The organism is Ruegeria sp. O5 (assembly GCF_056535105.1).
Genome location: NZ_JBQERN010000010.1, coordinates 32444 through 44211, shown reverse-complemented (window position 1 = coordinate 44211; position 11768 = coordinate 32444). Strand labels below are relative to the sequence as shown.

Sequence of the window (11768 nt, the reverse complement as noted above, 5' to 3'; positions counted from 1 at the left end):
CATGTCAGACCTGATCCTAACCCCGAACATCAAAAACGCCGATGACTTCTATGCCGAACTTCTGGCCGCGCATGAAGGCCTGGAAAAAGCAGACAGCGACGCGCTGAATGCGCGGCTGGTGCTGGTTCTGGCCAACCACATCGGTGACAGTACGGTGCTGACGGACGCCCTTCGCGCTGCCGCTTTGACTGACAGTTGACAGGCCCGGGCGTGAGCGACGTCGTCCTTTATGACTATTGGCGGTCCTCGGCCAGTTACCGGGTGCGGATCGCCCTGAATCTGGCCGGGATCGCGTATCGCCCGGTTGTTGTCGATCTGGTGGGCGGCGCACAAAAGGGCGATGAACATATCGCGCGAAACCCACAGGGCTTTGTGCCGGTTCTGGATATTGACGGGCTACGGCTGACGCAATCGCTTGCCATCCTCGACTATCTGGACCGGACCCGGCAGTTGAACCTTCTGCCTGATGATCCGGCGGAACGCGCGCGTGTTCAGGCGCTGGCTTATGCGATCGCCGTCGACATCCACCCAGTCTGCAACCTGTCGGTTGCGCGCTATGCCACGACCCTGAGCCATAACGCCCCCGACATGCCCGGCGACTGGATGCGGAATTTCATCAAACCCGGGTTGCAGGCGTTCGAAACCATGTTGGGTGATTTCGAACAGGCCCCCTACTGTGTTGGGTCAAAGCCCGGTCTCGCCGACCTCTGCCTGATCCCGCAGATCTATAACGCGCGCCGGTGGCAGGTTGATTTGTCGGATATGCCCCGCCTGCTGCGGGTTGAAGAGGCCTGCGCCAATCACCCGGCCTTTGTCGCGGCACATCCCGACGCACATGCGCCGGGTTAACATTGCACAGACCCTGTGTGCATGCGCAGCTAGGTTTTTTTCCTTTTAGGCCTTAGCTTTGAGCCAACAAAGCAGACGAGGTTCCTATGCCCGAGATCACCGGCTATCACGCCCATGTCTATTTCGACGCCGACACGCAGGACACCGCGCGGCAGGTCTGTGAAGAGGCGGCCCGCCTGTTCCCTGTTCAAATGGGCCGGATTCACGCCCGAAACGTCGGCCCCCATTCGCGCTGGAGCTGCCAGCTGGGCTTTGCTGCCAGCGCATTCGACCAAGTCATCCCATGGCTGATGCTGAACCGGCAGGGCCTGACGGTCTTCACGCACCCGGAAACCGGTGAACATCTGGAGGATCACCGCGACCGCGCGATCTGGATGGGTGAGATGCTGGCGTTGGACCTGTCGATCTTCGACAATCTTTAACCCAGCGCCCGTGCCTGATCCCGCAGAACGAATTTCTGCACCTTGCCGGTAGATGTCTTGGGCAGAGTGCCGAACACAACCGTTTTGGGTGCCTTGAAATGGGCCATCCGGTCTCGACAGAAGGCGATAAGCTCTGCCTCGGTTGCGGCTGCGCCGGGTTTCAATTCGACAAAGGCGCAGGGCGTTTCGCCCCATTTCTCATCGGGACGGGCCACCACGGCGGCCTCCATCACCGCCGGATGCTTGTAGAGGATACCTTCGACCTCGACAGATGAGATATTCTCGCCGCCCGAGATGATGATGTCCTTTGAACGGTCCTTGAGCGCGATATAGCCATCGGGGTGCATGACACCCAGATCACCGGACGCGAACCAGCCGCCGTGAAAGGCCTTGTCGGTAGCGTCGGGATTCTTGAGGTATCCTTTCATCACCACGTTGCCCTGCATGAATATCTCACCCATGGTTTCGCCATCAGCCGGAACCGGTTCCAGCGTTTCCGGGTCGGCCACCATCAGTCCGGACAACGCGGTATAGCGCACCCCTTGCCGCACCTTGAGGGCCGCGCGATCTTCAGGCCCTTTGCTGTTCCATTCGTCTTTCCATGCGCAGACAACCGAAGGCCCATAGGTTTCGGTCAGGCCATAGACATGCGTGACCTCGACACCCATCGCCTCCATCGCTTCGATCACGGCCGCAGGCGGCGGGGCACCTGCCGTCATCACCTTGATCTGGTGGTCAAAGTCCTTCAACTCATCCGGAGCGTGGGCCAGCATGTTCAGAACGATCGGCGCACCGCAGAAATGGGTCACTTTCTCGTCCCGGAAAGCAGCATAGATCGGTTCGGCCCGCACCGCGCGCAAGCAAACGGAAACACCTGCATTGGCTGCCATGGCCCACGGGAAGCACCAGCCGTTGCAGTGGAACATCGGCAGGGTCCACAAATAGACCGAATGCTTGGGCATATCCCAGTCCAGCAAATCGGACTGCGCATTCAGGGTCGCGCCGCGATGGTGGTAAACCACGCCCTTGGGGTTGCCCGTGGTGCCCGAGGTATAATTCAGGGTGATCGCGTCCCATTCGTCCGCTGGCAGTGACCAGTCAAACGCGGGGTCGCCTTCGGCCAGCAGGGCATCATAGGTCAGGCGGCCCAGCTTTTCACCACCGTCGAAGGTGGGGTCTTCGATATCGATGACCAGAATGTCATGATCGACCTGTTGCAGCGCATCTTTCACCACATCCGAAAACTCGGGGTCGACCAGCAGCGCCTTGGCTTCGGCATGGCTCAGGATGAATGCGACAATCGGCGCATCCAGCCGTGTGTTGATTGCGTTCAGAACAGCGCCCGTCATGGGCACGCCAAAATGCGCCTCGTACATTTCCGGGATGTTGGCCGCGATTATCGAAACGGTATCGCCCCGTCCAATCCCACGCGCTGTCAACGCACTCGCCAGACGCCGGCAACGGGCATAGGTTTCAGCCCAGGAATACCGGCGATCCCCATAAACCACGGATGGATAATCCGGGTAGACCTGCGCCGTCCGTTCAATGAACGTAAGGGGCGACAGGGGTGTGTAATTTGCCCGGCATTTGTCCAAATGACGCTCGTAGATATGTGTCGCTGCCATCCGCTGTCCTCCCGAAACGCAGTTTGGGCGAATTGAGCACAAAGTTCGCGTTCTGACAAACCCGTAGAAATACGGCGGCAAAACTGACTGGCGATACGGGATGATACGATCTGGCCCTATCTACATCCGGGCTTTCGCGGTGATCTGAAGCATCTTAAACACATGCCGGGATGAGGCATTTCCATATCCCGTGCACCGCTTCCTCACTGAAAGGACATGTCATGGACGGCACGTTCAACGAAAACGATCTTTCCCGCGTGGTCGAGGCCGACCGCGCCCATATCTGGCACCATCTGATCCAGCATAAACCCTTTGAAACCAATGACCCACGCATCATTGTCGAGGGCAAGGGCATGCGTGTCTGGGACCAGAAAGGCAAAGAGCATCTGGATGCGGTTTCCGGCGGCGTCTGGACCGTCAACGTCGGCTATGGCCGCGAATCGATCTGCAAGGCGGTTTACGACCAACTGATGAAGCTGTGCTATTTCGCCAATTCGGCCGGTTCGATCCCGGGTGCGCTGTTTGCCGAGCAACTGATCGACAAGATGCCGGGCATGAGCCGGGTCTATTACACCAACTCAGGTTCCGAGGCGAACGAGAAGGCGTTCAAGATGGTGCGCCAGATCGCGCACAAGAAATATGGCGGCAAGAAAACCAAGATCCTGTACCGCGATCGGGACTATCACGGCTCGACGCTGGCGACCATGTCGGCAGGCGGTCAGGACGAGCGCACGGCGCAATACGGCCCCTTCGCACCTGATTTCGTGCGCGTGCCGCATTGCATGGAATATCGCAAGCATGAGCTGGATGGCGCACCCGAAGAGAATTTCGGCGAATGGGCCGCAGATCAGATTGAAGCCGTCATCCTGCGCGAAGGCCCCGATACCGTAGGTGCGCTGTGCCTTGAGCCTGTAACAGCGGGTGGTGGTGTAATCGAAGCGCCTGAAGGATACTGGCAGCGCGTGCAGGAGATCTGCAAGAAATACGATGTGCTGCTGCATATCGACGAGGTTGTCTGTGGCGTGGGCCGCACCGGCACATGGTTCGGGTACCAGCAATACGGTATCAAACCCGATTTCGTGACCATGGCCAAGGGCGTTGCATCGGGTTATGCCGCGATTGCCTGCATGGTTACCACCGAGGAAGTCTTTGACTTGTTCAAAGACGATGCCGCGGACCCGATGAACTATTTCCGCGATATCTCGACCTTTGGTGGGTGCACCGCTGGTCCGGCAGCGGCCATCGAGAACATGCGCATCATTCAGGATGAAAACCTGTTGCAGAACTGCACGGACATGGGCGCGCGTATGACGAACAACCTTCTGGCGCTGATGGACAAGCACAAGGTCATCGGCGATGTGCGCGGCAAAGGCCTGTTCCTGGGGGCCGAACTGGTTGTGGATCGTGGCACCAAAGAGCCGGTGGACGAGAAACTGGCGCAGGCCGTTACCGCCGACTGTATGGCGCAGGGTGTGATCATCGGCGTGACCAACCGCTCGATCCCCGGTCGCAACAACACGCTGTGCTTCTCGCCTGCGCTGATAGCTACAGCCGATGACATTGACCAGATCACCGACGCGGTTGACGGCGCGCTGGGGCGTGTGTTCGGGTAAGATCACCGATATTGGCTAAAAAGAAACCGGCGCGTGTTGCGCCGGTTTTTTTGTCGGGATGCCGGTCGTGAATGTGTACGCTCAGCCGTGATTATTCGGCCGCAACACCAACCTTTTCGCCAGTTGCGATCAGGCTGTCCGGAAGAACGAATGCAACCAGAACAAAGACGGCACCCAGTGCGATACCAAGGATATCGCCGGACAGTGACAAAACACCTTCGTAAGCGGATCCCGGAACTGTACCCAAGGTGACTTTGCCGCCAGCAATTTCATCGAGCAGGCCCGTGGCCTTCCAGGCCGGATATGTCGCCATATAGGCCGCAGCGCCTAACAAACCGCCGACGATGAAGAACAAGGCGTCACGGCGACCGGACGCAGCGGCGCAGACCCCTGTTCCCGGACAGTAGCCCGATGCAGCCCAGCCCGCACCCAGTAACAATCCGCCAATGAAGACACCAACATAGGCCGATTTCACCGACATATGGCCGACATCCACAAACCCCAGCATCTGCCCGCCGAACATGAGGATCGAACCGGTTCCGATTGCCAGGAGGATCGTTTTCATCAGGTGGAGTCGACGCAGTGTCAACATGCGCACAATCCAATTTGGATTCGCCGCGCCAATCCGGTCAAGTACGGCTCCGAAAGCGGCACCAATGATGATCGCAAGAATGATTTCCATCGCCTTATCCTTTCCGGTAGATCAGCATTGCCGTGGGAATTGCCGCCGCAAATGCCCCGGCTGCAAAGATGTAACCTGACAGGGCTGTCTGCATCATACCGGACATCATGTGACCGGATGTGCACCCACCCGCCAACCTGGCGCCATAGAGGACGACAAAGCCGCCCAATAGCGCGACCAGGTTTCGGGCCAAGGGCGTATCGCCATAGTTTTCGCGCCAGATCATGGGCAGCTTGCCCTCTCCGCGTTCCAGACCACCGCGCGCCTTGACCGACAAGAACGCCCCCGCGGCCATAGCCAAAACGAAGACAAAGCTGTAATTCAACGGATTGGATACGTACTTGGCGTATTTGCCATTGGATTTCGCCATGTATGCGTTGGATGAACTGTAACCGTCATCCGTCTGCGTCACGAATTCCGAATTGACGGTGTCCGCGATAATTCCGTCAAGGATGACGAATTGGGTCGAAACACCGATCGGCTTCACCAGAAGAACTGCCCCGAAGAACACGAGCCCTAGCAGAACACCTCCAACTTTCCAGTTTAGTGTCATGATTTCACCCTTCTCACTTATATTCATAAAATCATATATAATGTGATCCGGGGATTGTTACATGATCTAGATCAAACCGGTCATGCCTGAAACTGGTTGGCGTCATCCCAATGCAGAAGGGGTGGATGTCCTGATCCAAGAAGCGCCTGGAATGCGCCGCATGTTGCAACAAAAAAGACCGCCCCAAGGGGACGGCCTTTCTTTCACTGTCTCTTTTCAGAGGTTCAGGCAGCCAGAGCAGCCTGAGCTTTGGCGACGATCGCGCCGAACGCTTCCGGTTCGTGCACGGCCAGGTCGGCCAGAACTTTGCGGTCCACTTCGATACCGGCCAGGTTCAGACCGTTGATGAAGCGGGAATATGTCAGAGCCTCGTCATGGCTGCGCACAGCAGCGTTGATCCGCTGGATCCACAGCGCGCGGAAGTTGCGCTTGCGGTTCTTGCGGTCGCGGGTCGCGTACTGGTTGGCCTTGTCGACGGCCTGAGTTGCGACTTTGAAGTTGCTCTTGCGACGACCATAATAGCCTTTTGCGGCCTTGATGATCTTCTTGTGACGGGCGTGAGTTACGGTTCCACCTTTAACGCGGGACATCTCTTACATCTCCTCTTAGCGGTCGTAGGGCATGTAGCCCTTGACGATCTTTGCGTCGGGGGCGGACAGGGTGGTGTTGCCACGGGCATCGCGGATGAATTTCTTGGTCCGCTTGATCATGCCGTGCCGTTTGCCGGCCTGGCCAGCAAGGACCTTACCGGTCGCAGTCACCTTGAAGCGCTTCTTGGCGCTTGATTTGGTCTTCATCTTAGGCATTTCCGTCTCCTTTTTCGGGTTCGGTTTCAGACGCGACTCGGCATGCCATCTCGGCCGGTCACGCGATCAGAAGCGCCGTTTACGCAAGTTCGGTCATACTGGCAAGGGGGTTTGGACCAGAATCTACGCTTTTTGCAGGCTGGTCAGGCACCGGGGCGACACAGGCCGCCCCGGTGATTGGATTTAGTGTTCGAATTTGCGGATTTCACCGCTTTTCAGCCTTGCGGAGTAGGACGCCAGTTCCTGCCGCACCACTTTCATCAGGAAGTAGAGGGCAAAGACGTTCACAACCGCCATCGCAAAGATCGCCGCATCCGAGAAGTCGATAACGGGGCCGAGGTTGGCCGCAGCGCCGATCACCACGAAGACGCAGAAGATGACCTTGAAGATCAGCTCTTTTGTGTGTCCTTCTCCGAACAGGTAGGTCCAGGCCTTGAGGCCATAGTAGGACCAGCTGATCATGGTCGAGAAGGCAAACAGGATCACCGCAATCGCAAGGATGTACGGGAACCAGCTGAACGCGCTGCCAAACGCGGCAGAAGTCAGGCTGACACCGGAATTTCCATCCACTGTTGCGATGGCGGAACCCGCCTCGTTCAGCATGTAGTTGCCGGTTTCAGGGTCGATGATCAGCTGTTGCGTGATGATGATCACCAGTGCCGTCATGGTACAGATCACGACGGTATCGATGAACGGTTCAAGCAGCGATACAAAACCCTCGGTTATCGGTTCCTTGGTCCGAACCGCCGAGTGCGCAATCGCCGCCGAGCCAACGCCCGCCTCGTTCGAGAATGCCGCGCGCTTGAAGCCCTGGATCAGCGCGCCGACCATGCCCCCTGCTACGCCCAGCCCCGTGAAGGCACCGGCAAAGATCTGACCAAAGGCCCAGCCGATCATGTCCGCATTCATCGCGATGATGACCAGTGCGGTGGCGACATACAGCACACCCATGAACGGCACGACCTTTTCAGTCACCCGAGCGATGGATTTCAGACCGCCAACAATGACCATGAACACGACCGCGGCAAAAACAATACCGGTAATCCAGCCCGGATAGTCGCCAACGATACCTGCGATCTGCTGATGTGCCTGGTTGGCCTGGAACATGTTCCCGCCGCCCAACGCGCCCAGAATACAGAAGATCGAGAACAGCACCGCCAGGATCTTGCCACCGGGCAGACCCAGCTCGTCAAAGCCCTTGGACATGTAATACATCGGGCCACCTGAAACGGTGCCGTCTTCGTATTCGTTGCGGTATTTCACGCCCAGCGTACATTCGGTGAACTTTGATGCCATGCCCAGAAGGCCCGCAAGGATCATCCAGAATGTTGCACCCGGCCCACCGATGCCAATGGCAACGGCCACACCCGCGATATTCCCCAAGCCCACAGTTCCGGACAGCGCCGTGGCCAATGCCTGAAAGTGGCTGACCTCGCCCGCGTCGTTGGGATCGGAATAGTCACCTTTGACAAGGCTGATCGCGTGACCAAAGAACCGCAACTGCACAAGCGCGAAATACAGTGTGAAAACCGATGCAGCAATCACCAGCCACATGACGATCCACGGAAAGCTGGTTCCGGGCAGCGGTGCAAAGATGAAGCTGACAAACGGTCCGGTCAGGTTTGCAAAGGCCTGATTGATTTTTTCATCCAGTCCCGGCGCCTCTTGTGCAAGGGCAGGGCTGGCGGCAATGGTGGCGGCCGTTACGGCGCCAAGTGTTTTTAGCGTTCTCATTTTAGCCCTCCCCTCAGTTCACGACCGTAACCGGAACGTCGGCATGCATTACCAGATATTGCGTCGAACTGCCGAACAGGCGTTTCTTGATCCCGTCCGCAGATGCCCGACCCACGACGATTTGCGAGCCTCCGTTTTCGACCGTGATGGCGTTCAGCGTTTCCGCAACATCGCCATGGCGCACAATGCCCTGCGCTTCGAATCCCGCAGCCCTGAGGGCCTCAACAGCAGGTGTCACGACACGCGACATTGCCAGATCAACCTCTTCTTCGCGGCGCTTGTGGCGCTGGGCGTTTTCTTCAGGTGTCTGGAATGTGTAAGGTGACCATTCGATCACATAAGCGACCAGCAAATCGCACGTTCCGATCAGCTTTGCCAAATCCTTGGCAAAGGCAATCGCACGCTCGCCGGTTTCAGTCCCGTCGAGTCCTATGACAATCTTTGTTGTCATTTCGTTCCTCCGTTTTTGTTGTTAAGGCCGGGGCCCACGCCCCCGGCAGGGCGGCCGGAACTTGGAACTTTTCAACAAGACCGCCCTTTGGTAAGTATTAGGAAATTTCACTAGGAATTGGAGATTTTTTTGGGCCAATTTCAGTGTAATTTATCGTATTACGCCAAAAATACAGGGAATTTTACTGATTAGCAGAGATTTAGACAATATCGATCAACGCATCCTGCACGAGCTGGAGGCCAATGGACGGCTCTCGATAGTTGAGTTGGCGGCGCGCGTGAACCTGACCAATACACCCTGTTCCGAGCGTGTAAAACGACTTGAGAAGAATGGCTATATCAAAGGGTACAGAGCCGTTGTCGACAAGGAAAGAATGGGGCTGGCACTGCTGACCGTGGTGCAGGTATCCCTGGTCGCAACTGCGGAACAATCCCTTGTGAAATTCAATGAAGCCGTTCGGAGTGTTCAGGAAATCGAAAGCTGCCTGATGGTGGCGGGCTCGTTTGATTATCTTCTGACCGTTCGAACGCGCGATATTGCGCATTTCCGGCTGGTGCTGGGCGAGAAGATCAACAAGCTGCCGGGGATACACCAGACCAGCTCTTTTACAGTTATGGAGATTGTAAAAGAGCCGGTTGGCTGACACGACACTCGGGCCCGAGTGTCGGCCTTCCGTTATTCCGGATCCGTGCTGTAGATCAGCCGTTCATCACACGGGGCCACGCGCAGAATGTTAGTCGTGCCCGGTACGTTGAACGGGACACCGGCCGTAACCACGATCTGATCGGTTTCGGTTGCAAACCCCCCTGCCCGCGCCGCGCGGGCCGCGTTGACCACGGCGCTTTTGAACCGCTGGAGTTCTGGCGTCATGACGCAATTGCAACCCCAGCTCAGGCAAAGCCTTCGCGCAGTTCCCATCAGCGATGTCATCGCAATGATCGGAACACCGGGACGTTCACGGGCTGTCAATGAGGCGGTGGTTCCACTTTGCGTAAAGCAGCAGATGGCCTTGATATCGGTCTTTTCAGCAATCTCGCGGGCAGCCGCAACAATGGCATCGGCCACAGTGCTTCCTTTTGCCGTGCGGGACGCGGCGATAATCTGGGAATAGGTCGGGTCGGCCTCGACCTCGATGGCGACCTTATTCATGGTCTGCACAGCCTCAACCGGATAAGCACCTGCCGCCGATTCCGCGCTGAGCATAATGGCGTCCGTGCCCTCATAGATCGCAGTGGCCACATCCGACACTTCGGCGCGGGTGGGCATCGGGCTTTCGATCATGCTTTCCAGCATCTGGGTGGCGACAATGACCGGCTTGGCGGCACTACGGCACTTGCGGACCAGCCTCTTTTGAATGGGCGGCACCGCAGATACCGGCAGTTCCACACCCAGATCGCCCCGCGCCACCATAATCCCGTCCGACGCATCAAGGATGTCGTCGAACGCCTCGACCGCCGCCGGCTTTTCGATCTTCGACAGGATCGCAGCGCGTCCATCAGCCAGCGCCCTGGCCTCGAACACATCCTTGGCGCGTTGCACGAAACTCAGCGCCAGCCAGTCAACGCCCAACTGGCAGACAAACTCAAGATCACCACGGTCCTTCTCCGACAAGGCCGCAAGCGGCAGTACCACATCCGGGACGTTCACACCCTTGCGGTTCGAGATCGCACCGCCGACCTCAACTGTGCAATTGGCAAAGTCCTGACCACAATCTTGAACGATCAGACGGATCTTGCCATCATTGACCAGAAGGCGCGCGCCCGGTTCAAGGGCCGCGAAAATCTCGGGGTGCGGCAGGCACACGCGGGTGGTGTCGCCGGGAGCTGGATCAAGGTCCAGACGGAACGCCGCGCCCTCTTCCAGATCCTCCGCATCATTTGCAAAAACACCAACCCGCAGCTTGGGACCCTGAAGGTCAGCCAGAATGGCAATCGGGCTGTCCAGATCCTTTTCAACCTGCCGAATGATCTTGTGGCGTTCACGTATCTCGTCATGGCTGCCGTGGCTCATGTTCAGACGGAACACATCCGCCCCGGCCTCGTGCAGGGCGCGAATGGTGTCATAGTCACTGGACGCCGGTCCCAGCGTCGCCACGATTTTTACATTCCTCAGGCGTCGCATTGGTCTTGACCTCCTCATGCCGGTTCAGATTGCGCAGATCAGCTTTTGCAAAATGTTACCGCAAACACTGCTGTGGCGCTTATTGCGCAATTCCCTTTTTAAAGCAACTGCCCTACACCTGCGACAAACTAGATGACAGGCTTATGACTTACACCCCGTTTTTTGTTCACGGCGCGGATCGCCCGTCCCGATGGCTGATCACATGCGACCACGCAACCAACATCGTCCCCCCCGAGGTCAATGACGGAGACCTTGGCCTGCCGCGCGAGGATATGGAGCGCCATATCGCCTATGATGTCGGCGCGTATGAGGTATCAAAACATCTGGGCGAGATTCTGAACGCGCCGGTGATTGCCGCCAATTTCTCGCGCCTCGTAATCGACCCGAACCGAGGGGAAGATGACCCCACGCTGTTGATGAAACTGTATGACGGGTCGATCATTCCCGGCAACCGCAATGCCGATGCCGCCGAACGCGAACGCCGCCTGAACATGTGCTATCGCCCCTACCACACAGCGTTGGCCGAGTTGGCGGCACTTCCACATGCGGTAATTGTGTCGATGCATTCCTTCACGCGCCAGTTGCGTGGACGTGACCCCCGACCATGGCACATTGGCGTATTGCACACCCCGGACGAGCGGTTTTCGCGCCCTTTGATCGACCGGCTGCAACAGGAAGATGACCTGTGCGTTGGTGTCAATGAACCCTATACCGGCGTTTTGCCAGGTGATGCGATTGACAAGCACTGCACCGCTTTTGGCCGTCCCAATGCATTGATCGAGCTGCGCAACGACCTGATCGCCGATCATGCCGGACAACGGCATTGGGCCGAGCGGCTGGCGGTAATCCTGCAAGAAGCGCTGGACGCCAGCGACCTTTGACCGCAAGGTTTGCAGGGACGTTCCACCCCTC

Annotated in this window: 14 protein-coding genes; 6 read left to right on the top strand and 8 right to left on the bottom strand. The window is 57.7% G+C overall.

The window, feature by feature from the left end:
• The first annotated feature begins 1 nt into the window (after position 1).
• The 3 genes from ACR0M3_RS13315 to ACR0M3_RS13305 all read left to right on the top strand — a co-directional run bounded on the left by ACR0M3_RS13315 (position 2) and on the right by ACR0M3_RS13305 (position 1271).
• A complete protein-coding gene (locus ACR0M3_RS13315; RefSeq protein WP_209506076.1) occupies positions 2–199 on the top strand; it encodes a DUF2783 domain-containing protein in 198 nt (65 codons plus the stop codon).
• Positions 200–210: 11 nt separating this feature from the next.
• Complete coding sequence (maiA, locus tag ACR0M3_RS13310) at positions 211–849, top strand: maleylacetoacetate isomerase (RefSeq protein ID WP_480774186.1); 639 nt, start codon at positions 211–213, stop codon at positions 847–849.
• An 86-nt stretch (positions 850–935) separates the two neighbouring features.
• Complete coding sequence (locus tag ACR0M3_RS13305; protein ID WP_480911266.1) at positions 936–1271, top strand: DOPA 4,5-dioxygenase family protein; 336 nt, start codon at positions 936–938, stop codon at positions 1269–1271.
• Here ACR0M3_RS13305 and ACR0M3_RS13300 read toward each other — a convergent pair.
• Positions 1268–2896 carry an acyl-CoA synthetase gene (locus tag ACR0M3_RS13300; protein WP_480483804.1) on the bottom strand — a complete coding sequence of 543 codons (1629 nt, stop codon included), beginning with the start codon at positions 2894–2896 and terminating at the stop codon, positions 1268–1270. The two genes, ACR0M3_RS13305 and ACR0M3_RS13300, sit on opposite strands and share 4 nt — an antisense overlap.
• Positions 2897–3117: 221 nt before the next feature.
• On the opposite strand from ACR0M3_RS13300, the gene ACR0M3_RS13295 reads away from it, so the two are divergent.
• Positions 3118–4509, top strand: a complete 1392-nt coding sequence (locus ACR0M3_RS13295) for an aminotransferase family protein (RefSeq protein ID WP_209506068.1) — start codon at positions 3118–3120, stop codon at positions 4507–4509.
• A 91-nt stretch (positions 4510–4600) separates the two neighbouring features.
• Here the strand turns inward: ACR0M3_RS13295 and ACR0M3_RS13290 are convergent, their stop codons facing one another.
• The 6 genes from ACR0M3_RS13290 to ACR0M3_RS13265 form a co-directional block, all read right to left on the bottom strand.
• Entirely contained in the window at positions 4601–5191 is a 591-nt protein-coding gene (locus ACR0M3_RS13290) for a YeeE/YedE thiosulfate transporter family protein (RefSeq protein ID WP_480911264.1), read from the bottom strand.
• Between the two features lie 4 nt (positions 5192–5195).
• Positions 5196–5744: a YeeE/YedE thiosulfate transporter family protein gene (locus tag ACR0M3_RS13285; RefSeq protein WP_480911263.1), complete on the bottom strand. Its 549-nt coding sequence runs from the start codon at positions 5742–5744 to the stop codon at positions 5196–5198.
• Between the two features lie 224 nt (positions 5745–5968).
• Positions 5969–6334 (bottom strand): 50S ribosomal protein L20, encoded by a 366-nt coding sequence (gene rplT, locus ACR0M3_RS13280; RefSeq protein ID WP_039523695.1) that lies wholly within the window; start codon positions 6332–6334, stop codon positions 5969–5971.
• A gap of 15 nt (positions 6335–6349) precedes the next feature.
• Entirely contained in the window at positions 6350–6550 is a 201-nt protein-coding gene (gene rpmI / locus ACR0M3_RS13275; protein WP_010443552.1) for a 50S ribosomal protein L35, read from the bottom strand.
• Between the two features lie 183 nt (positions 6551–6733).
• Positions 6734–8284 (bottom strand): alanine/glycine:cation symporter family protein, encoded by a 1551-nt coding sequence (locus ACR0M3_RS13270; RefSeq protein ID WP_480487220.1) that lies wholly within the window; start codon positions 8282–8284, stop codon positions 6734–6736.
• Positions 8285–8297: 13 nt separating this feature from the next.
• Complete coding sequence (locus ACR0M3_RS13265; protein WP_209506060.1) at positions 8298–8735, bottom strand: universal stress protein; 438 nt, start codon at positions 8733–8735, stop codon at positions 8298–8300.
• A 148-nt stretch (positions 8736–8883) separates the two neighbouring features.
• On the opposite strand from ACR0M3_RS13265, the gene ACR0M3_RS13260 reads away from it, so the two are divergent.
• On the top strand, positions 8884–9378 hold the full coding sequence (locus tag ACR0M3_RS13260) for a winged helix-turn-helix transcriptional regulator (protein ID WP_324169989.1): 495 nt from the start codon (positions 8884–8886) through the stop codon (positions 9376–9378).
• A gap of 32 nt (positions 9379–9410) precedes the next feature.
• On the opposite strand, the gene pyk is transcribed toward ACR0M3_RS13260, so the two are convergent.
• On the bottom strand, positions 9411–10856 hold the full coding sequence (gene pyk / locus ACR0M3_RS13255) for a pyruvate kinase (protein ID WP_267365133.1): 1446 nt from the start codon (positions 10854–10856) through the stop codon (positions 9411–9413).
• Between the two features lie 143 nt (positions 10857–10999).
• On the opposite strand from pyk, the gene ACR0M3_RS13250 reads away from it, so the two are divergent.
• Positions 11000–11737: an N-formylglutamate amidohydrolase gene (locus ACR0M3_RS13250; protein ID WP_480911261.1), complete on the top strand. Its 738-nt coding sequence runs from the start codon at positions 11000–11002 to the stop codon at positions 11735–11737.
• Positions 11738–11768: the final 31 nt, after the last annotated feature.

Excerpts from the sequence above, each read along its gene's own strand:
- ACR0M3_RS13315 (WP_209506076.1), top strand. The coding sequence starts at position 2 with ATGTCAGACCTGATCCTAACCCCGAACATCAAAAACGCCGATGACTTC.
- ACR0M3_RS13305 (WP_480911266.1), top strand. The coding sequence starts at position 936 with ATGCCCGAGATCACCGGCTATCACGCCCATGTCTATTTCGACGCCGAC.
- ACR0M3_RS13300 (WP_480483804.1), bottom strand. The coding sequence starts at position 2,896 with ATGGCAGCGACACATATCTACGAGCGTCATTTGGACAAATGCCGGGCA.
- ACR0M3_RS13295 (WP_209506068.1), top strand. The coding sequence starts at position 3,118 with ATGGACGGCACGTTCAACGAAAACGATCTTTCCCGCGTGGTCGAGGCC.
- ACR0M3_RS13290 (WP_480911264.1), bottom strand. The coding sequence starts at position 5,191 with ATGGAAATCATTCTTGCGATCATCATTGGTGCCGCTTTCGGAGCCGTA.
- ACR0M3_RS13285 (WP_480911263.1), bottom strand. The coding sequence starts at position 5,744 with ATGACACTAAACTGGAAAGTTGGAGGTGTTCTGCTAGGGCTCGTGTTC.
- rplT (WP_039523695.1), bottom strand. The coding sequence starts at position 6,334 with ATGTCCCGCGTTAAAGGTGGAACCGTAACTCACGCCCGTCACAAGAAG.
- rpmI (WP_010443552.1), bottom strand. The coding sequence starts at position 6,550 with ATGCCTAAGATGAAGACCAAATCAAGCGCCAAGAAGCGCTTCAAGGTG.
- ACR0M3_RS13270 (WP_480487220.1), bottom strand. The coding sequence starts at position 8,284 with ATGAGAACGCTAAAAACACTTGGCGCCGTAACGGCCGCCACCATTGCC.
- ACR0M3_RS13265 (WP_209506060.1), bottom strand. The coding sequence starts at position 8,735 with ATGACAACAAAGATTGTCATAGGACTCGACGGGACTGAAACCGGCGAG.
- pyk (WP_267365133.1), bottom strand. The coding sequence starts at position 10,856 with ATGCGACGCCTGAGGAATGTAAAAATCGTGGCGACGCTGGGACCGGCG.
- ACR0M3_RS13250 (WP_480911261.1), top strand. The coding sequence starts at position 11,000 with ATGACTTACACCCCGTTTTTTGTTCACGGCGCGGATCGCCCGTCCCGA.